This window comes from Aeromonas crassostreae, from assembly GCF_054052445.1.
The window spans coordinates 206,716-226,647 of the sequence record NZ_JBSTYM010000004.1 but is presented as its reverse complement, the minus strand read 5'-3'; the positions used below and the strand labels follow the sequence as shown (position 1 = coordinate 226,647).

The 19,932-nt window shown below is 60.6% G+C and carries 22 protein-coding genes and 1 riboswitch; of the genes, 4 read left to right on the top strand and 18 right to left on the bottom strand.

The features are described 5' to 3' along the window. Positions 1-191 precede the first annotated feature (191 nt). Positions 192-1,766 carry a Na+/H+ antiporter NhaC family protein gene (locus ACW5W4_RS05240; RefSeq protein WP_456688645.1) on the bottom strand — a complete coding sequence of 525 codons (1,575 nt, stop codon included), beginning with the start codon at positions 1,764-1,766 and terminating at the stop codon, positions 192-194. A gap of 86 nt (positions 1,767-1,852) precedes the next feature. Then, a riboswitch (Lysine riboswitch) is annotated at positions 1,853-2,024 on the bottom strand. Positions 2,025-2,340: 316 nt separating this feature from the next. Between ACW5W4_RS05240 and ACW5W4_RS05235 the strand changes: the two genes are divergently transcribed. Continuing rightward, positions 2,341-2,742 (top strand): H-NS family histone-like protein, encoded by a 402-nt coding sequence (locus ACW5W4_RS05235; protein ID WP_041994249.1) that lies wholly within the window; start codon positions 2,341-2,343, stop codon positions 2,740-2,742. 82 nt (positions 2,743-2,824) lie between these two features. Here ACW5W4_RS05235 and ACW5W4_RS05230 read toward each other — a convergent pair whose 3' ends face one another. Genes ACW5W4_RS05230 through ACW5W4_RS05210 form a run of 5 tightly spaced genes read right to left on the bottom strand, consistent with a single transcriptional unit; the run spans position 2,825 to position 5,662 of the window. Further along, entirely contained in the window at positions 2,825-3,385 is a 561-nt protein-coding gene (locus ACW5W4_RS05230) for a cob(I)yrinic acid a,c-diamide adenosyltransferase (RefSeq protein WP_456688644.1), read from the bottom strand. Next, positions 3,382-3,612, bottom strand: a complete 231-nt coding sequence (locus tag ACW5W4_RS05225) for a DUF3820 family protein (RefSeq protein ID WP_408796489.1) — start codon at positions 3,610-3,612, stop codon at positions 3,382-3,384. Before ACW5W4_RS05225 ends, ACW5W4_RS05230 begins: the two co-directional genes overlap by 4 nt. Beyond that, entirely contained in the window at positions 3,613-4,284 is a 672-nt protein-coding gene (gene queE, locus ACW5W4_RS05220) for a 7-carboxy-7-deazaguanine synthase QueE (RefSeq protein WP_427262389.1), read from the bottom strand. 51 nt (positions 4,285-4,335) lie between these two features. After that, positions 4,336-5,025 carry a 7-cyano-7-deazaguanine synthase QueC gene (gene queC, locus ACW5W4_RS05215; RefSeq protein WP_408796491.1) on the bottom strand — a complete coding sequence of 230 codons (690 nt, stop codon included), beginning with the start codon at positions 5,023-5,025 and terminating at the stop codon, positions 4,336-4,338. Positions 5,026-5,038: 13 nt separating this feature from the next. Further along, a complete protein-coding gene (locus ACW5W4_RS05210; protein ID WP_456688643.1) occupies positions 5,039-5,662 on the bottom strand; it encodes a tRNA-uridine aminocarboxypropyltransferase in 624 nt (207 codons plus the stop codon). Between ACW5W4_RS05210 and rrtA the strand changes: the two genes are divergently transcribed. Continuing rightward, complete coding sequence (rrtA, locus tag ACW5W4_RS05205; RefSeq protein ID WP_456688642.1) at positions 5,661-6,239, top strand: rhombosortase; 579 nt, start codon at positions 5,661-5,663, stop codon at positions 6,237-6,239. The genes ACW5W4_RS05210 and rrtA overlap by 2 nt on opposite strands. Here the strand turns inward: rrtA and pyrF are convergent. From pyrF to cmk, 6 genes are all read right to left on the bottom strand, one after another. Continuing rightward, a complete protein-coding gene (pyrF, locus tag ACW5W4_RS05200) occupies positions 6,214-6,915 on the bottom strand; it encodes an orotidine-5'-phosphate decarboxylase (protein ID WP_456688641.1) in 702 nt (233 codons plus the stop codon). The two genes, rrtA and pyrF, sit on opposite strands and share 26 nt — an antisense overlap. Before the next feature lie 15 nt (positions 6,916-6,930). Further along, on the bottom strand, positions 6,931-8,097 hold the full coding sequence (lapB, locus tag ACW5W4_RS05195) for a lipopolysaccharide assembly protein LapB (protein ID WP_456688640.1): 1,167 nt from the start codon (positions 8,095-8,097) through the stop codon (positions 6,931-6,933). Positions 8,098-8,106: 9 nt separating this feature from the next. After that, a complete protein-coding gene (locus ACW5W4_RS05190; RefSeq protein WP_041994271.1) occupies positions 8,107-8,403 on the bottom strand; it encodes a LapA family protein in 297 nt (98 codons plus the stop codon). A gap of 157 nt (positions 8,404-8,560) precedes the next feature. Next, on the bottom strand, positions 8,561-8,845 hold the full coding sequence (ihfB, locus tag ACW5W4_RS05185) for an integration host factor subunit beta (RefSeq protein WP_041994274.1): 285 nt from the start codon (positions 8,843-8,845) through the stop codon (positions 8,561-8,563). Between the two features lie 92 nt (positions 8,846-8,937). Continuing rightward, positions 8,938-10,608 (bottom strand): 30S ribosomal protein S1, encoded by a 1,671-nt coding sequence (gene rpsA / locus ACW5W4_RS05180; RefSeq protein ID WP_041994277.1) that lies wholly within the window; start codon positions 10,606-10,608, stop codon positions 8,938-8,940. A 93-nt stretch (positions 10,609-10,701) separates the two neighbouring features. Further along, the gene (gene cmk, locus ACW5W4_RS05175; protein ID WP_456688639.1) at positions 10,702-11,394 is read right to left on the bottom strand and encodes a (d)CMP kinase; all 693 of its coding nucleotides are present in this window, start codon (positions 11,392-11,394) and stop codon (positions 10,702-10,704) included. Between the two features lie 253 nt (positions 11,395-11,647). Here cmk and ribA point away from each other — a divergent pair, with 253 nt between their 5' ends. Beyond that, on the top strand, positions 11,648-12,241 hold the full coding sequence (gene ribA / locus ACW5W4_RS05170) for a GTP cyclohydrolase II (RefSeq protein WP_427262396.1): 594 nt from the start codon (positions 11,648-11,650) through the stop codon (positions 12,239-12,241). 99 nt (positions 12,242-12,340) lie between these two features. Here the strand turns inward: ribA and cysB are convergent, their stop codons facing one another. Together cysB and ACW5W4_RS05160 are read right to left on the bottom strand one after the other, a co-directional pair. Beyond that, positions 12,341-13,315: an HTH-type transcriptional regulator CysB gene (cysB, locus tag ACW5W4_RS05165; RefSeq protein ID WP_041994286.1), complete on the bottom strand. Its 975-nt coding sequence runs from the start codon at positions 13,313-13,315 to the stop codon at positions 12,341-12,343. A 51-nt stretch (positions 13,316-13,366) separates the two neighbouring features. Further along, positions 13,367-14,263, bottom strand: a complete 897-nt coding sequence (locus tag ACW5W4_RS05160) for a LysR family transcriptional regulator (protein WP_456688638.1) — start codon at positions 14,261-14,263, stop codon at positions 13,367-13,369. Between the two features lie 88 nt (positions 14,264-14,351). On the opposite strand from ACW5W4_RS05160, the gene ACW5W4_RS05155 reads away from it, so the two are divergent. Beyond that, positions 14,352-15,554 (top strand): MFS transporter, encoded by a 1,203-nt coding sequence (locus ACW5W4_RS05155; protein ID WP_456688637.1) that lies wholly within the window; start codon positions 14,352-14,354, stop codon positions 15,552-15,554. 25 nt (positions 15,555-15,579) lie between these two features. On the opposite strand, the gene ACW5W4_RS05150 is transcribed toward ACW5W4_RS05155, so the two are convergent. The 4 genes from ACW5W4_RS05150 to ACW5W4_RS05135 form a co-directional block, all read right to left on the bottom strand. After that, on the bottom strand, positions 15,580-16,140 hold the full coding sequence (locus tag ACW5W4_RS05150; protein WP_456688636.1) for a VOC family protein: 561 nt from the start codon (positions 16,138-16,140) through the stop codon (positions 15,580-15,582). 1 nt (position 16,141) lies between these two features. After that, complete coding sequence (locus tag ACW5W4_RS05145) at positions 16,142-16,909, bottom strand: DNA repair protein (protein ID WP_456688635.1); 768 nt, start codon at positions 16,907-16,909, stop codon at positions 16,142-16,144. Between the two features lie 174 nt (positions 16,910-17,083). Further along, positions 17,084-17,809 carry an oxygen-insensitive NADPH nitroreductase gene (gene nfsA / locus ACW5W4_RS05140; RefSeq protein WP_456688634.1) on the bottom strand — a complete coding sequence of 242 codons (726 nt, stop codon included), beginning with the start codon at positions 17,807-17,809 and terminating at the stop codon, positions 17,084-17,086. A 68-nt stretch (positions 17,810-17,877) separates the two neighbouring features. Further along, positions 17,878-19,851, bottom strand: a complete 1,974-nt coding sequence (locus ACW5W4_RS05135; RefSeq protein WP_456688633.1) for a putative bifunctional diguanylate cyclase/phosphodiesterase — start codon at positions 19,849-19,851, stop codon at positions 17,878-17,880. Between the last annotated feature and the right edge of the window lie 81 nt (positions 19,852-19,932).

The window sequence follows — 19,932 nt, the reverse complement described above, 5'->3', positions numbered from 1 at the left end:
TGAGCGCGGGGGGAATGAGGTCAGAGAGTGACTCAAACTGGGCCATATTGCTGGCGTGGAGGAAGTCGAGAGCCTGTTCGATACGCATAAAGAATCCGAAACCAAATCAATAGGTTTCGGATTTTTACACATCAGGAGGATCGGTCAATGGATCCTTAACTGATCGGCATTAGGCCCGCAGGCCCCATCTATCAGACGGTGACGGCCGCCCTCTGATTGACTCTGAGGTAGAACAGGGTCACCCCGATGAACCAGGCGCAGCTGACCACCAGGCCGACACCGACCGACGCTGTCATCCCCAGCGCCAGATAACCGGCGGCAGCCCCGACGGCGATGGTCAGCGCATAAGGCAGCTGGGTCATCACGTGATCGATGTGATGGCAACCGGCGCCGGTGGAGGAGAGGATGGTGGTGTCCGAGATAGGGGAGCAGTGATCGCCAAACACGGCGCCAGCCAATACCGCCGAGAGCATGGGCAGCATCATGCCGATCTCGCTGGCGGCGGCCATGTCACCTGCCAGGGGCAACATGATGCCAAAAGTGCCCCAGCTGGTGCCGGTGGCGAACGCCATGGCGCCGGAGAGACAGAACATCACCACTGGCAGCAAGGAGATCGGCAGACCGCTCTGGGCCAGGGAGGCGAGGTACTTGCCCGTCTCCACATCGCGGATCACGGCGCCAATGGCCCAGGCAAACACCAGTATGTAGATGGCGGGCAGCATGGCCATGACGCCGTGCTTGATGACCTCGAGCCAGGTGCGCAGGGCAAGGCCCATGCGCAGGGTCAGCACCACGGCCACCCCGAGGCCGCACAGGCCGCCATTGACCAGAGAAGCCCCCACATCGGTATTCTCGAACGCCCCCAGCACCCCGAACGGCAGCCCCTTCTCGGCCAAGGCGGTGGCGCCGGAAGCCATCATGAAGTAGACGGTCGACGCGGTCAGGGTCAGGATGGGCAGCACCAGATCGAGTACGCGGCCATGGCTGGACACTGGCAAGTCCCCGCTGCTGCCAGGGGGCACGCCCTTGGCCGGATCCCACAACTGCCCCTCGAGCGCCCGTTGCTCATGACGACGCATGGGGCCGATGTCGAGCTGGAAGGCGATCACCACCAGCACCATGGCCAGGGTGAACAGGGCATAGAAGTTCATCGGTATCATCTGCACGAAGGCGGAGATGGGGCTCTGATCCTGGATGCCATGGGCCGTCAGGATGCCGCCGATGAGGGCGATAATATAAGCCCCCCAGGACGAAATGGGCATCAGCACGCAGACGGGGGCCGCCGTGGAGTCGAGCAGATAGGCCAGCTTGGCGCGGGAAATATTGAAGCGATCGGTCAAGGGGCGGCAAATGGTCCCCACCGACAGGCTGTGGAAATAGTCATCGATGAAGAACAGGAATACCAGCAGCCCGGTCAGCAGCTTGGCACCCCGCCTGTCTTTGATGCGTGCGGCGGCCCATTCGGCGAACGCCAGGGTCGCCCCCGAGACCGTCAGCAGGCTGATGATGCCTCCCAGCAGCAGCAGGAACAGCAGTATGTTGACATTCCAGCCATTGAGGGCGCCGTCAGACCAGACGATCCCCTTGGCGACCTGACCCAGATACTGGGCGCTGGCCAGGGGGGCGAATTGGTTGACCAACAGGCAGCCCAGTACGATACCCACCCCGAGGGAGAGCAGCACCTTGCGGGTGGTCACGGCCAGCACGACGGCCGCCAGGGGGGGAATGAGGGACCACGCCGAATCGGCGTAATGGGTAATGTCCATGATCTCTTGGCACCTGTAACGAATAAGGTGGAGATCTACCGAGAGGATAAAGAAGAAAACGAGCCCGTGAGGGGTGACTCCTCCGCCCCTTCAGTAGCGCTCCATAGTGATTGACTATGGCAGTACTGCACCTGTTCGATGCAATCCCAGCGACCCTGCATGATGGCATGATCACTTCGGCGCTGACTCCTTTCTCCATGCGTCGCAGGCATCACCCTCGACATGAATAGTTATAGGCAGCGCGCCTCTACTTAAAAGGTATTCGGTGCGTATTTTATCTTGCCGCTATTTTATATCAAGTTTTTTGATTAAATACTCATTCGAATCGATACCTCCCCTGCAAAACCAGTGCAAGACTTCACCCAGGAGGCGAGTGGCGAGATTTTAGTCGGCTGGCACACGCTGCAAGCCCATAGCGTCAATTAACCCATCGACAGAGAGAAAAAATAATGTTCCAGATCCTTATAACTTGATTATTAATTATCGCAGCTTGACTTAATGTCACCCTGACGTATAAATTACCTGAAAATAGCTATTCATATTTATCCCTTTTCTTGCTCGCATGGTAACCACTATGACTGAATTTTTGAAAGTATTGCTGAATATCCGTAGCCTGCGTGCCGCTTGCCGTGAGCTGACTCTGGAACAACTGGAAGAAGGGTTGGAGAAATTCTCCGCCATCGTTGCCGAACGTCAGGAAGATGAGGCTGCAGATCGTCAGGCTCGCGAAGAGCGTCAGCGTAAAATCAATGAATATACCGAAATGCTGAAAGCCGCAGGCATAGATCCGGCGGAATTGGTCAGCGCCGCGCCCAGCGCCGAGCCGGCAAAAGGCAGCAAGCGTGCGCCGCGTCCGCCCAAATACCGTTATGATGATAACGGGGTTGAAAAGACCTGGACCGGTCAAGGCCGCATGCCTTCCGCCATCGCCAAAGCCATCGAAGAAGGTAAATCCCTGACGGATTTCGCCATCTGATATGGCCAGGCCAAGTCATTAAAAAAACCCTCGCGATGCGAGGGTTTTTTATTGGTCGCGGCAGCAGCATATCCCTGCCCTATTACCGGTCCGCGGCCTTGACCCAGCACACTTCGGCCCTGCCCTCCTGGCGCAGTACGAACCTGGCCAGGGTAAAGAACCAGTCGCTGAGCCGGTTGATATAGGGGATGACGGCAGGGTTTATCTGCTCCTGCTCGCTCAAGGTCAGCAGTTGCCGCTCGCAGCGGCGGGTGAGGGTGCGCACCACATGGGCCTGCGCCGCCGCCTCCGAGCCGCCGGGTAAAATAAACTGGCGCAAGGGAGGCAACTGCGCGCTGTAGTGGTCTATCTGGGATTCCAGGCGCGCGGTCCAACCCTCATTGACTTGCCAAATAGCGCTCGACTGCGCCTCGCTCGAAAATGCCAGTTCTCCCCCAAGATCAAATAACTCCTGCTGAATAAGGGTCAGATCGGCTAATAGCTCAGGATGGAGATCGGCTATTTTTGCAGCGAGAAGACCTATATGAGAATTTAATTCATCTATATCGCCATAACTGGCCACGCGTTGATGATTTTTGGCGATGCGGGTCGCGTCAGCCAGACGGGTCATCCCCTTGTCCCCTTGCCGGGTATATATTCTCATCCTGATATCCTGTCGATGATGGGCACTATCATGGTTTCGAGCCCATTTAATTTGATTTCATAAGCCAATGCCAGGGATTGGCCCAGTGAACCGGCCGGGAACCCGCTACGGGCCATCCATACCAGATAGGGTTCGGGTAAATCGATGATCCGTCTGCCACGGTATTTCCCATAGGGCATGGGGTTGGCAAGGGTCAGCAATACCTGTTCGTCGGCCAAGGGGGTCATTTAATCGATATCCAGATATTTATGAGTCTGAATGGAGAGGCGCCAATTACGCTCGATGCAGACCGCCATGGCGAGCTCGGTCGCCCTGGGTTTCTGGCTGATGGGTTGCAGGGCAATGACCACATCTTCCCGCAGCCTGGCACCGGCCAGCAAGGCGTCCAGCTCCTCCACATGGCGCATCATGGCCACGGGATGCTTGATCTCGTTGGCCCGCGCCAGGGCGCTTGGCAAGACACTCAGGCCACCCTGCATGCCTATCTTGGGCGAGACGGTCACCCAGGTGGCCGGATGGGTCAGCACCTCGCTGGTGCCGCTGGTCTCGATCTGGAGCTGATACCCGGCCTGATGCAGGGTCTCGCTCAGCTCGCCGAGATCATAGAGGCAGGGCTCTCCCCCCGTGATCACCACATGCCTGGCCTTGTAACCGAGTTCCGCAAAACTGGCCACTATCTGGGCACTGCTCATCGCGCTCCAACCGTCAGACTCATTGGAGCAGTTGAGCACCTGGCTGATGGGCACCTCTCGCGCCGGATCCACCACCCAGGTGTGGCGGGTATCGCACCAGGGACAGCCAACCGGGCAGCCTTGCAGCCGCACGAAGATGGCGGGCAGGCCGGTGAAGACCCCCTCCCCCTGGATGGTTTGAAAAATCTCGTTTATCGGGTAGTGCATCATAAAACGACGGTTACCAATGGCTGTGACCCCGTTCGGGGTGAGAGGGGCTCAACGCCCCCGTTTGTGCTCGAGGCGTTGACGAACGCCCACCCGATCGGCCAGATACTGATCCAACCCGCGGCGACGCAGGATACAGGCGGGGCAGGTGCCGCAGCCGTCACCGATCAGGCCGTTGTAGCAGGTGAGGGTCTGCTCACGCACCAGCGCCAGCTGACCGAGCTCGTCGGCCAGCGCCCAGGTCTCGGCCTTGTCGAGCCACATCAAGGGCGTCTCAAAGCGCACTCCCCGATCCAGCCCCAGGGCGACCGCGTGATTGAGCGCCTTGACGAACTCGTCGCGGCAATCGGGATAGCCGGAAAAATCGGTCTCGCACACCCCGGTGATCACCGCCTCTGCCCCGACCTGATAGGCATAGATGGCCGCCAGGGTCAGAAACAGGATGTTGCGCCCCGGCACGAAGGTGTTGGGCAGACCATTGTCCTGCAGCTCGGCGCTGACCGGAATATGGTCCCGGGTCAGCGCCGACACCGCCAGCTCTCCCAGCAGGGTGACATCCATCACCTTGTGGGCCGCCACCCCCAATTGCGTGGCGAGGGCACGGGCCGTGGCAATTTCGGCCAGATGACGCTGACCATAATCGAAGGTGATGGCGTGCACCTCATCATATTGGGCCTGGGCCTGCACCAGACAGGTGGTGCTGTCCTGACCGCCACTGAACACGACAACTGCTTTTCTCACTGGATAGATCCTCTTAGGAGCGCCGCGACTCTGGCGTGCGCGTCGAATAGGAGAGCCACTGCTCGTTGAGACGATGGAAGAGGCTCAGCAAGGGGGCGTATCTGACGGCGTCGCCCTCCCATTGCGATAACAGATGATAGCCCGCCTCCAGGGTCGATAACGCCGTGGAGAAAGGCTTCTTGCGGATGAGGTACTGCCCCTCGGCCGCAACGAGGGAGAGTCTTGGCAGGGCGGCCAGCGCCGGATTGAGGCGCAGCATCTTGTAAGCCTTGCGCCAGGTGCCGTCGAGCAGCACGAAGCAGGGCGGCGCCTCAAGGTGCTCGGGCAGACTGGCGCGCAAGCTGGCGGGCGATGGTGCCTGCTCATCTGGCCAGAGCAGATAGCAGCGCCTATCCGTCAGCCAGCGGGTCAGGACCGCGTCTTCGCGAAAGTCCTCCCCGACCCGGATCTCGGCATGGGCCAGGCTGGCTGCCAGCAAGGCCGCCGTTCCCTTGGGATGACCCACCTCGTTTGGATGTTGCAAGATGAGCAGGGGCACCCGATTGATGACGGGGTGAATATATTCACACAGACAGGCTTTGAGGGCGCGGGTACAGCGTGTACAGTAGCGACTGTCTTGATCGTTGGGTTGTTTCATGTCGTCAGTCACATCCGGGCTATTCTGGCTTATCACACTCTCACTCGCCTGCCTGATCCTCTTCTTCACAGTGCCAAATGACCTCATCTCCTTCAACCGGGCCCTGATTGACCAGGGAGAAGGGTGGCGCATCATAACAGGCAATCTGGCTCACACCAATCTGTGGCATCTGCTGCTCAATCTCGCGGGCCTGCTGGTGCTCTACGCCCTGTTCTGCGATTACCTGCAGGGTTGGGGCTTCCCTCTGCTGCTGGCACTGCTCGCCATCGCCGTCGGCCTCGGCATCTGGTGCTACTACCCGCACACCCAGTGGTACATGGGTCTGTCCGGCGTGCTGCACGGCCTCTTCGTCTGGGGCGCCATGGCGGATATCCGCCACCGCCGTTATTCCGGCTGGCTCATGTTGCTGGGGATAACCATCAAGTTGTGGCTGGATCACTACACGGGGGGAGACAGCCCGGCCGCCATGCTGATCGGGGCCAGGGTACACACGGGATCGCACCTGATTGGCGCGGGAGCAGGCCTGGTGCTTGGCCTGCTCACCGTAGTCATCAGCTTCTGGCGAGCTCGTCGTTGATATCGCCAAGGGTCAGGGCCGGATCGGCCGCCTGGGTGATCGGGCGACCAATCACCAGGTAGTCGGCTCCCACCGACACCGCCTCGCTCGGGGTCATGACCCGGCGCTGATCGCCCTGGGCGGCGCCGGTCGGGCGGATCCCCGGGGTCACCAGCAAGAAGTCCTCACCCAGTGCCACCTTGAGCTCACTCGCCTCATTGGCGGAGCAGACCACGCCGTCGAGCCCGGCATCCTTGGCCAGGCGGGCCAGACGCAGCACCTGCTCGGCCGGGCGGATATCCAGGCCGATCCCGGACAGATCGCTTTGCTCCATGCTGGTCAGCACGGTCACCCCGATGAGCAGCGGCGCCTTGTCGCCATACGGCAGCAGCGCCTCCCTGGCGGCCCGCATCATCCGCTCGCCGCCACTGGCATGCACGTTCACCATCCAGACCCCCAGCTCGGCACTCGCCGCGACCGCCTTGGCGACCGTGTTGGGGATGTCGTGGAATTTCAGATCCAGGAAGACATCGAAGCCCTTGGCCACCAGCTGGCGCACGAACTGGGGACCAAACAGGGTGAACATCTCCTTCCCGACCTTGAGGCGGCACTGGGAGGGGGAGACCCGGTCCACGAAGGCCAGGGCATCGGCTTCACGCTGATAATCGAGCGCAACCAAGACTTTGGGATCTAACATCTCTCTTCCTATAGGTTATTCACCGTCCAGACCACGGATCGGCTTGATGGATCCCCACTGTCGGCAGGAGGGGCATTGCCAGAACAGAGAGTGCGTGGCAAAGCCGCACTGACGACACTTGTGGGTGGATTTTATCTTGATCTGTTCCCCAACCAGCTGCTGCAGCAGCTCCAGGCTCTCCTTGGCCGGGCCCGGCTCGGCACTGGCGAGCTGGAAGCCTACCAGCTGGTAGAAGCCTTTCATCGAGGGGTGGCGACGCAACTGGCGCAGCACCAGGGTCCTGGCCTGGCTCAGACCGTCCCGCTCCTCCACCAGCCTGGCCAGGGCCAGGGTCACACTCACCCCCGCATTCTCCTCCACCGCCTTCTCCAGCAGCGGGATCAGCTCCTGACTGCGGCCCAGGGCTTGATAGCATTGCTCCAGCAGCGGCATGGCCTCGGAGGCAAAATCGATATCCTGCTCGAATACCCGCAGCAGCTCGCGGCTCGCGGCCAGATACTCCCCCTGCCCCATCGCCAGGGTCGCCAGACGCAGGGAGGCACGGGCACAACGGGGATTGACCCCCAGCGCCTTCTTGAGGCGAGCCTGCGCCTCTCCCTCGTTGCCATCCATCAGTGCCAGCTCGGCCAGCTCGCAGTGAAAGTGTGAAATGGGTTCGGCCAGCTTCTTGCCGGGGAATTTCTGCAGGCGCTGGGCCACCAAGATGGCCTGCTGCCAATCACGCAGCTGTTGATGAATGATCAGCAACTGGGTCAGCGCCGTCTCCTCGAAATCCGCATCCTCGCAGAGCTCGACCCAGATGGCCTCGGCCCTGTCGAGCAGACCGGCCGCCAGAAAATCCCGCGCCAGCTCCTGCAGGGCCAGTTGGCGCTGTTCGCGCGTCAGCTCACGGCTGACCAGGTTCTGGTGGATCTTGATGGCACGGTCGACTTCACCACGTTGGCGAAACAGGTTGCCGAGGGAGAGGTGAGTTTCAATCGTATCGCTGTCAACTTCGAGCAACTGAATGAAGAGATCGACGGCCTTGTCAGACTCGTCGGAGAGCAAATAGTTGAGCCCCGCCACGTACTGACGAGAAAACTGGTTGCTCTGTTTTTGGGTGTCCTGGCGAACACTCCTGCGCCCCATGTACCAGCCATAACCGGCGGCGATGGGCAACAGCAGGAAAAGCAGTTCAAGCATGGAGGAACGTTATTCCTTACCGGACTCCTTGTCCGATGCAGTGGCCAATTCCAACTGGCGGGATTGCCGACGCACGGTGCGATTCAGAGTACGATTTTGCAGCTTGATCCGCAGATAGAGCAGGCCGAATACCAGCCAGCCGAGGAGGAAACCCGTACCGAAGAAGAGACCCAGCAGCAGGGAGAGCGAGAACTCCCCTTGGGCAATCAAATAGTTGAATTGCACCAGCTGGCCGTTTTGTGAGCCGAGGGCCAGGGTGAAGATAAAGACCAGTACCAGAGGGATAAGAGCCAAGACGCGCTTCATGGGATCTTCCTGTCAGTATCGAAAAGACCCAGTGATTATCCTTAAAATCAGCCACAGACTCTAGAGAGAAAGGGAAAAGACTTTCAGAAACAGGCTAATTGACGCAATGGGGTGCGCAAAAACAAAAAAGGCATACTCAGGTATGCCGTTTTCTGCATTATTCAGCGAGGTTGACACGCTCTCGCAATTCCTTGCCAGGCTTGAAGTGCGGCACATATTTGCCCGTCAGCTCCACTTTATCGCCAGTCTTGGGATTACGGCCCACGCGGGGTGCGCGATAGTGCAGAGAAAAGCTGCCAAAACCGCGAATTTCAATCCGATCGCCGTTTTGCAGAGTCGATGCCATCTGCTCAAGGATCTCCTTGATGGCGGCCTCAACATCCTTGGCCGGCATATGCATGCGGCTCGCAGCCAGTTGTTCGATGAGATCTGATTTGGTCATAAGGTTAAATCTCCTTCCCCGATCACATGCAATATTCATTTTGCCAGGATAAAAAAGGGCGGCGTGAAGCCGCCCTTTTCTTGCATCAAGGATTACTCACCCTTGGCGGCTTTGAACGCTTCAGCCATGGCATTGCTGAACACAACTTCTTCTTGCTGGTTCAGAGAATCGATAGCAACACGCTCGTCAGCTTCGTCCTTGGCACGGACAGACAGGCTTACGGTGCGGTTCTTACGATCAACGCCCATGAACTTGGCTTCAACTTCGTCACCAACAGACAGCACCAGAGTGGCGTCTTCTACGCGGTCACGGGCAGCATCGGAGGCACGCAGGTAGCCTTCAACACCGTCAGCCAGTTCGATCACGGCACCTTTGGCATCAACCTCGGTAACCTTACCCTTCACGATAGCACCTTTCTTGTTGTCAGACAGGTACTTGTTGAACGGGTCTTCTTCGATCTGCTTGACGCCCAGGGAGATGCGCTCACGCTCCGGATCCACTTGCAGAACAACGGCTTCGATCTCGTCGCCTTTCTTGAATTCACGCACGGCTTCTTCGCCCTGGTTGTTCCAGGAGATGTCAGACAGGTGAACCAGGCCGTCGATGCCGCCATCCAGACCGATGAAGATACCGAAGTCGGTGATGGACTTGATCTTGCCGGAAACACGGTCGCCTTTGGCGTGAGTTTCGGCAAACAGCTGCCACGGGTTGGATTTGCACTGCTTCAGACCCAGGGAGATACGACGACGCTCTTCGTCGATATCCAGAACCATGACATCTACCAGGTCGCCAACGTTGACAACTTTGGACGGGTGGATGTTCTTGTTGGTCCAATCCATCTCGGAAACGTGTACCAGGCCTTCGACGCCTTCTTCGATTTCAACGAAGCAGCCGTAGTCGGTCAGGTTGGTCACGCGGCCAGACAGACGGGTGGTCTCCGGGTAACGCTTGGCGATAGCAACCCAGGGATCTTCGCCCAGCTGCTTCAGACCCAGGGATACACGGGTACGCTCGCGGTCGAACTTCAGTACCTTGACGGAGATCTCGTCGCCAACGTTGACGATTTCGGAAGGATGCTTGACACGCTTCCACGCCATGTCGGTGATGTGCAGCAGGCCGTCAACACCGCCCAGATCTACGAATGCACCGTAGTCGGTCAGGTTCTTGACGATACCCTTAACTTCTTGACCTTCTTGCAGGTTAGCCAGCAGGCTTTCACGCTCGGAGGTGTTCTCGGTCTCGATCACGGCGCGACGGGAAACGACAACGTTGTTGCGCTTCTGGTCCAGCTTGATGACCTTGAATTCGAGTTCTTTGTTTTCCAGGTGAGCGGTGTCACGGATCGGACGCACGTCAACCAGAGAACCCGGCAGGAAGGCACGGATGCCGTTCAGTTCAACGGTGAAACCACCCTTGACCTTGCCGTTGATGATACCGATAACGGTAGCTTGCTCTTCGTAAGCCTTTTCAAGCTGCAGCCAGGCTTCGTGGCGCTTGGCTTTTTCGCGGGACAGCTTGGTTTCGCCGAAACCATCTTCGATAGAGTCCAGAGCTACGTCGACAGTGTCACCTACGTTGATTTCCAGCTCGCCCAGGGCGTTCTTGAATTCTTCGGCAGGAATGGCAGACTCGGATTTCAGGCCGGCGTCAACCAGAACGAAACCGTTCTCGATGGCAACGACGGTACCCTTGACGATGGAACCTTGACGGGTTTCAACGGAGTTCAGGGACTCTTCAAAGAGTTGAGCAAAAGATTCGATCATTGTTTGTGTCACAAATGAAACATCCACTAGCAATCCGGCACCAGCGGGGCTGTTTGAAATAATCTGCTCCATCCTTGGCGCAGACGACCGATGTCAGCGTGAACCGACACCATTGAGTTGTTGCTTCGCATAGGATAGTACCGTTGCCAGCACTTCATCTATGGTCAGCGCGGTGGAATCCACCACCAGGGCATCTTCGGCCGGTTTCAAGGGGGCAACGGCGCGATTGCGATCGCGGTCATCTCGCTCCTGGATCTCGGTCAAAAGACGCTCAAAGTTAACATCAAAGCCCTTATCTTGCAACTGCTTATAGCGGCGCTGGGCCCGCTCCTCGGCGCTGGCGTCAAGGAAAATTTTGATCTCCGCCTCGGGGAAAACCACAGTCCCCATGTCCCGACCATCGGCGATGAGACCCGGGGTCTGGCGAAACGCGCGCTGACGGCGCAGCAGGGCCTCGCGCACGCGGGGGAAGACGGCGACCTTGCTGGCGGCATCGCTCACTTCCTGAGAGCGGATGGTGCGGGAGACGTCCTCCCCTTCCAGCACCACCCTGACCTGCTCGCCGTCGACCTGGAATTGCACATCCAGGTTGGCGGCCAGGGGCACCAGGGCCGCTTCCGAATCGAGCTCCACATCATGGTGCAACGCAGCCAGGGCCAGCACCCGGTAGATGGCGCCGGAATCGAGCAGGTGCCAGCCCAGCTCTGCGGCCAGCAGCTGGCACAGGGTGCCTTTACCGGCACCACTCGGGCCATCAATTGTCATCACGGGGGCCATATGGGGCATAAGATATCTCCTGCACTTGATGTTGCGCATCATCCCGATGGGATGAGGTAATGGCCGCAGAGTATACCCAAATGTGCCAAGCCTGGCAGTCGTGACCGCACAGTTCCGTATAAAAGCCGTCGTGAGTGGGCTTTTTGTGTACAACGTTCCCGCCACCATGGCGCCGCACGTGACGGGTTCTGATGGTCGCCGAGGCCGAGGCGCGCTAAACTGGCCCCCTTTTTTCGAGTCCTTGTCGTTAAGGAGTACCCCCATGAGTAGCATTACTCTCGTGGCCAAGTCCCAGTTGCCGACCCCCTGGGGCACCTTTACCCTGGTCGGTTTTCAGGAAGTTGGCACGGGGAAAGACCACGCCGCCCTGGTCATGGGCGATGTCAGCGGGGATGAGCCCGTCCTCGGCCGCATTCATTCCGAGTGTCTTACCGGCGATGCCCTGTTCAGCTTGCGTTGCGACTGTGGTTTCCAGTTGCAGGCCGCCCTGCAACACATCGCCGCTGCCGGACGCGGTGTCTTGCTGTATGTCCGTCAAGAGGGGCGCGGAATAGGCCTGCTCAACAAGATCCGGGCCTATCACCTGCAGGATCAGGGCGCCGACACCGTCGAGGCCAACGTGGCTCTGGGCTTTGCCGCCGACATGCGCGACTACACCATCTGCGCCGACATGCTCAAGGCGCTCGACATCAAGAGCCTGCGCCTGATGACCAACAACCCGCGCAAGGTCAAGGCGATGGAGAGTTTCGGCATCCCGGTGACCGAGCGGGTGCCCCTGCAGGAAGGGCGCAACCCCCACAACGAGTTCTATCTCTCCACCAAGGCGAGCAAGCTCGACCATATGCTGAAGAAATAAGCCGGTTGCCCCTATGAAAAACGCCTCCCATCGGGAGGCGTTTTTCGTTGTGGATCAGTACCCTCCCCCGTCATGCCATGGCGGCGGAGTTCATCTCCATCAGCGGATAGGCAGCTCTATGTCGGCAAACATGGCGTCCACGTCGTCGCTCGAACGCATGGCGATGGCCTTTTCCACCACATCCCGCGTCAGGTGCGGGGCAAAACGGGTCATGAAGTCATACATGTAGGTTCGCAGGAACGAGCCCTTGCGAAACCCTATCTTGGTGGTGCTGTGGGCGAACAGGTGGCTGGCGTCCAGCGCCACCAGATCCGTGTCGGTCTGCTTGTCCAGTGCCATCGTGGCCATTACGCCGATGCCGACGCCAAGGCGCACATAGGTCTTGATCACATCCGCATCCGTGGCAGTGAAGACGATGTTGGGCTCGAAACCGGCGCGATTGAAGGCGGTATCGAGCTCGGAGCGACCGGTAAAGCCGAACACATAGGTGACCAGGGGGAAGTGGGCAATGTCGGCGATGGAGAGCTTGCTGACCTGGGTCAGCGGGTGACCCCGCGGCACTATCACGCTGCGATTCCAGTGATAGCAAGGCAGCATGATGAGATCTTCATAGAGGTGCAGCGCCTCGGTGGCGATGGCAAAATCCGCCATCCCCTTGACCACGGCCTCGCTGATCTGGGTCGGCGTGCCCTGGTGCATGTGCAGGGAGACCTTGGGGAAGCGCTTGATGAACCCCTTGATCACCTCGGGCAGGGCATAACGGGCCTGGGTGTGGGTGGTGGCGATGTGCAGGGTTCCCTGCTCCGGATGGGTATGCTGGCTCGCCACCGACTTGATGCCCTCCACCTTGCCGAGGATCTCGTTGGCTATCTTGATCACGTCGCGCCCAGCAGGGGTGATCTGGGTCAGATGCTTGCCACTGCGCTCAAATATCTGAATTCCCAGCTCATCTTCGAGCATGCGAACCTGTTTGCTGATCCCGGGTTGAGAGGTATACAGGCTCTCCGCCGTCGCCGACACGTTCAATCTGTGGTTGGCAACTTCCACGATATAACGCAATTGTTGGAGTTTCATGGTGTTAGGCTCTAAAGACGACTTCAACTAATACTAACAAACTTTTAGTTATTAGCCCTCGCTTCTTGCCGTTTCTGCCATGGGCTGCGCCAGCAGGAAATCCCGCAGCGCCCGATTGGCCAGAGAGAGGGGATCACCACGGCGCCAGGCGACGCAAAGATCGAGATAAATGGGCGGATCGAACGGGATCCCCGCCAAGGCCTTGTCTTCCTCGACCACCATGCGCAGGAAGGTGCTGACCGCAAATCCCTGGCGCACCACCGCCTTGAGCAGCGGGATCAGGTTGCTCTCAAAAGCGATGGAGGGCTCGATGCCGAGCCCCTGGGCCAAGGTCTCCATGTGCTCCCTGTGATAGAAACCGCGGCGAAACACCGCCAGCTCCTGGCGAAAATACTCGGCCAGGGTGACCCGCTTCGCCCCGTAGAGAGGATGCTCCTCCCCCACCACCATCAGCATCTCTTCGCGCAGCAGCTGGCCCCCTTCCAGGGCGGGGGGCAGGTCGCTGGTGATCAGGATGGCCAGGTCCAGCTCTCCCGCCACCATGCGGCTGAGCAGCTCCCGGGTGCCCGCCTCCTCGACCCTGATCTTCAACCCCGGATACCTGTGCTTGAACGCCATCAATATGGGGGGAAAATAGTAAGACCCCATCATGTAGGGGATCCCGATCCGCACCTCCCCCCGCTCCAGCCCCTTGAGCTCGGCCATCTCGGCTTGCGCCTGGTGCATCTGCAGCAGCAATCGCTCGGCATGGCGGCAGAGCACCTCCCCCTCCGGGGTCAGGCGCACCGACTTGTCCTGGCGATCGAACAGGCGCAGCGCCAGTCCCTGCTCCAGCTTGGCGATGGCCATGCTGACCGCGGGCTGGGCCACATGGAGCTGCTGGGCGGCCCGGGTGAAGGAGCCTGTGTCCCGCACCGCCAGCAGATAGCCGAGTTGCTTGAGGTCCATATCAATTCTCGTTATGAGTCGGATAACTTAAATATATTATATTTATGAACATGGGCCCACTACCCTAGGGAAAACCCTGGAGCATCCCATGATCGAAGTAGGAAGTCGCCCCTGGCTACGTGCCACCCTGGCCCTGAGTCTGGGTTCATTTCTGGTCTTTTTGAATCTCTACCAGACCCATCCCCTGCTGCCCATGCTGGCGAGTGAATTCGCCATCAGCTCCCTCCACTCCGGCTGGACCCTGGCGGGCTGCACCGCGGGGCTCGCCTTCGCCTTGCTGATCTGCGCCAGGCTGGCCGATCGCTTCGGTCGCCGCCGGGTCATGTTGTGGACCCTGACCGGCGCCATACTGCTCTCTCTTGTCGCGAGCGGGGTCGAGCAGTTCGGCTCCCTGCTGGCCCTGCGCATCCTGCAGGGCATGCTGCTGGCGGGCCTGCCCGCCACCGCCATCGCCTACATGGGGGAGGAGTTCACGCGCCGCGCCCTCATCTCGGCGGTGGGCATCTATATCGCCGCCAACTCCCTGGGAGGGATCGCCGGCCGGGTGCTGGGCGGCCTGCTGGCCGGCTGGTTCGACAGCTGGCATGCCACCTTCCTCGGCATAGGCCTCATCAGCCTGCTGCTCCTGCCCCTGGTGGTCTGGCTGCTGCCGACCCAGCGCAACTTCACCCCCAGTCAGGCGAGCCCGGGCCAGCTCAGGCAGGCACTGGGAAGCCATCTGCGCAATCCCCTGCTGGTGGGGGCCTACCTCATCGGCGGCCTCAACTTCATGGTGTTTCTCAACCAGTTCAGCTACCTCACCTTCCTGCTCTCGGCCGAGCCCTTCTCCCTGCCGCCCCAATGGCTCGGCATGCTGTTTTTGACCTATCTGTCGGGTACCCTCGCCTCCTCCATCAGTGGGCGCTGCGCCCAGCGTCTGGGGGCTGAGCGGCTGCTGCTCGTGGGGATCGCCTTGATGGCCCTGGGGGCCCTGCTGCTGCTGGGGGGGAACCTGGCCGCCATCCTGGCGGGGCTGCTGGTGTCCAGCTTCGGCTTCTTCCTCGCCCATGCCTGCGCCAGTGCCTGGGTCGGCCAGCACGTGACCCACGACAGGGCACTGGCCTCGTCCCTCTATCTGGTGGCCTATTACCTGGGGGCGAGCCTGGGGGGATTCTATCTGCACCCCTTCTGGGGAGAGGGGCAGCTGGCGGGCATGGTGCTGGGGATCGAGCTGGTACTGCTGGTCACGGCCGCCCTCTCCCTCTGGCTGGCGCGCCAGAAGGCCCATCGCCAGCAGCCGCTGACCATATGAACGGGCCCCTGTCAGGGGCCCGGATTCAAGATTGGCGCGAGAAATAATCGGCCGGCACGGGCACCACGGCGTCGGTGGCCAGCTCCTCCTCGATGACGGCAGACAGGGGGAGCAGATGAAACTTCACCTGACCCGATGCCAGCATCAGGGCCACATCCGGGTTGCGAAGGCTCGCCATGTTGCCCGTCTTGAACGGGAGGGCGGGGTGCGCCGCCACCAGGGCCGCCAGATCGGCCACCACCAGCTCGATATGCTCCAGACCCGCCTTGTGGCTGCGTCCCGGCTTGGGGGCCGCCAGCTCGATGCAGGGCACGGTGAGCGGCTCGCCCCGCCAGGCAAAGCAGAGGGGCTGGGCGAAGCGATAGGTGGCGATGGGGCGACCCCCTATCATGCCCTCCACCAGCAGGCTGCCCGCCTCGGCCAGGATGCCGCGCAGGGCCAGGTATTCCTCCTGGCTGGCGGCGCGGTAGCAGAGGTGATCGATCTCGGGCCGCGCCAGAGGGATGCCCAGGGCAGCGAGCTCATCGAGCAGGCCAATGGCAAAAGGGGCCATGGGCCCCAGTGTGTCGTCCAGAGGATGGGTCATATCACCACTTCTTCTTGGGTTGGAACAGGACGTCGAGCTCGTCGGTCTCCTTGTCCTTGATGTGTTGCAGCTCGGATTCGCTCTGCTGGGCCAGGTGTTCGTCCAGGGATTTGAGCCCCTGACGCATCTCCTCTTCCCGGGCCAGCAGGTAGGCATCCTTGTCACTGATGTTGCCCACCGCCGCCAGTCCCTTGGTAAACAGCTGGCGACAGGTGCCGTACTGCCCCTGGATCTGGGCATCCATGGCCCGCTTGAGCAGGTTGGCGATGTTGATCTTGAGCTGCATCAGTTCGAGACGGCGATCCTCCTGGGCAAACCCTTGCGGATCTATCTTGCCCTTGTTGTGCTCGACCCGCAGCACGGCCCGCATCTTCTTGACCAGCTGCAGCATCTGGATCGCCTGGCGATCGGACTCCGGCGTCTTGAAGTGCCCCTCGTCGTGGGGGCTGTAGTTGTCCTGCACATTCTTGATCTGAGTCTGCACATCCTGGATCCGCTGCCGGATCTGGCCATTGCCCGGCATCACCTGGGCGATGGCGCGATAAGCATCCAGGATCCGGTGTTGCAGCAAGAGCACCAGGTTCTTGGAGAAGGGGACCAGGTTGACGTTGAGCAGCATCTCCTCCGTCTCATCGGCGATGGACTTGTGCTTGGCGATGGCCTGGCGCTTGTCGGCTTCCGCCTTCTGCTTATATTGCTGCACCACGTTGTAGGCGATCACCAGAAACAGGAGCGCGCCGATAGACAGCAATATCAGTGTTAAAATCATAGGCTTTATCCGTTCCTTCCCTATCCAATATCCTGATCCTACAGCAGCTTACCACCGGGGGATAGCCTGCAGGGCTCACACTCTCATCACGTCGTCACCCAAGGGACAGCCCCTATCATATCGCCCGCCATCGCCATTCCTTGAATCGGGCCGACCGCTTGTGCCGGCCTCCCCTCACTTCAGATTGAATCCCTGGGATTGCAAGAAGGCATCCATGAAGGGACGCGCCTCCTTGCCGAGGATCCCCGCTATCTGGCTGCTCCAGGTCTGCACCTTGTTGTTACTGCTGCGGGCCTGGTAATAGTCCTGGATCTGGCGATCGTAATCGGCCAGCAGCACCTCGTCGAGCCGCTCGGGGTAGCGATTCTCGTGGACCACCATGGCCTGGGGCAGGCGCGGCTTCTGCTCGGGTTGCTGGCTCGGGTGGCCCAGGCACAGACCAAACAGCGGGATCACGTGCCTGGGCAGGCCGAGCAGGGCCACCACCTCGGCGGGGTGGTTGCGAATGCCGCCGATATAGACGCCGCCAAGGCCGAGGGACTGGGCCGCCAGCAGGGCATTCTGGGCCATCAGGGCGCCGTCGATGGCCCCTATCAGCAGCTGCTCGACGAACCCGGTGTGCGCCGCCGGCACTATCTGCAGGTGGCGATGGAAGTCGGCGCAGAACACCAGAAACTCGGCGGCCTGGGCCACATAGGGCTGGGGCCCCGCCAGCTCGGCGAGTTGCTGGCGGATCAGGGGGTCCGTTATCCGCATGATGCTGTTGGCCTGCAGGAAGCTGGAGCTGGCCGCCGCCTGGGCGGCCTGCAAGATGAGGTCGAGCTGCTGGGGCTCGATGGGATCTTTTGTGAACTGGCGAATGGAGCGGTGGGAAAGAATGAGATCTATGGTCTGGTTCATGTTGCCTCCTGATGAACAAGCCACTCTACCCCAAAAAAGCGGCCGCCCCCAAGACTCGACTACGGCGCTCAGTGGCGAGGGAGCGCGAACTCCCCCACCTGGCTGTAGAGGGTGAAAGGATTCTCCTCAATCTCGGCCACCGTCATCGGCTTGCCAAACAGGAAGCCTTGAAACACGTGGCATCCCTGGGCCCGCAGCGCCACCAGCTCATGCTCCTCCTCGACCCCCTCCGCCATGATGCCGAGGCCAAGCCCCGTCGCCATGGCGACGGTGGCGCGGATCACCGGCAGGTTGAGTCCCACCACGAAGGAGCGATCCAGCTTGATGGTGTCGATGGGCAGCCGGTTGAGATAGGCCAGGGAGGAGTAGCCGGTGCCGAAATCGTCGATGGCAATCTTGATCCCCTGTTCGCTCAGGCGATCCAGGATGCCGATGCAGCCGTTCATGTCGAGCATCAGCACCGTCTCCGTCAGCTCCAGGGTGAGCAGGTGGGGATCCACGCCGTGTTCCCTGAGGGAGGCGGCGACCTGCTCTGGCAGGGAGGGGGTGAGCTGAAAGCCGGACAGGTTGACCGAGACCGGCACCTTGACCGCGAATTGCCGCTGCCACAGTGCCATCTGGGCCAGAGCCGTGTCCAGCACCCAGCCCCCTATCTCGCGGATGAGACCCATCTCCTCGGCCAGGGGGATGAACTCCCCCGGCGAGACCTGGCCCAGCACAGGGTTGCGCCAGCGGATCAGTGCCTCGAACCCCAGCAGCTGCCGGCTCGCAGCATCGACCTGGGGCTGGTAGCAGAGGCTGAGCTCCTGGCGACCGATGGCCTTGGCCAGAAACTGCTTGAGGGTCAGCTTGCGGTGCAGATTCTGCTGCATGCTGGGGGTGAAGCGCTGCCAGCGCAGGCGCCCCATCTGCTTGGCCTGGTACATGGCCATGTCGGCGCGGGTGATGAGGTTGTCCCCGTCATCGGCATCGTCCGGGTAGACGGCGATGCCTATGCTGCCCCCTATGGTCACCTCGGGCAGGCCGCTCAGCTGCAGCGGCTTGCTCATCTGGGAGAGCATGAGGTCGGCGACCTCCTCGGCCCGCACGCTGCCGTGGTTCAGGGGCACCAGGGCGGTAAATTCGTCGCCGCCGAGGCGGGCCAGCTCCACGTCCCGGGGACAGACCTGCTTGAGGCGACCGGCCACCCGCTCGAGCAGGCGATCCCCGGCCTTGTGACCATAGTTGTCATTGACCAGCTTGAAATTGTCCAGGTCCATGAACACCAGGGCGAAGCGCCCCCCCATGCCACAATAGGCCTCAAGCGACTTCATCAAGCCATAGCGGTTGAGCAGGCCGGTGAGGGAGTCGTGCCAGGCGAGGTGACGGTGCTCCAGCTCCTCGAGCTTGCGATCCGTGATGTCCCGCATGGTGAGCAGGATCCGCGCCCCCTGCTGGATATGGCGAAACTGGTACTGAAACCAGCGCATCCCTTTCTGGGTACGACACTCCCCCTCGGTCACCACCTCGTCGAGCCGGGAGAGCCGCTGAAAGAAGGCGTCGTCGTTGCCGGAGAAGACCTGAGCCAGGATGGCGATCCCCGTGCCGAAGCAGGATTCGAAGTGGTGGTTGCCACTGATCAGCAGGCCGCTGTCGTCAAACAGGCAGGCCAATGTATCCCCGGTGGCGAGGGAGGATTGCTGATGCAGGCTGTCGGCATCGATCACCGCCTCCGTCATCATCATCAGGCGGCCGGCCAACTGCACCCCGGACAGGCGCAGATAGACCTGCTTCTTCACCCCCTTGGGGGAGAGGCTCCACCATTCGCTGTAGCTGCGCCCCTGCTGGAAGTCGCCGAGATAGCGCTGCAGCAGCAGGCTGATGGCGTCGGCCATGTCGGCCCCGAAGTCGCGCCCCTTGAGCTCGGTGAGGGAATCCGCCTCCCAGAGGACGAGCGCGGCCTCATTGGCCCAGAAGATGCGATGATGGAGGATGTCATAGATCCAGATAGGCGTGTGCAGCACTTCGAAGTTGTCGAGGGTGCATTCGTCGAGTGTGTTCATCTGTTATGGCAATTCATCAGCATGTTCCTTGTGTGTGCGGAACGAGCGCCATCCACACCATATCTGCCTGACTGCAACACA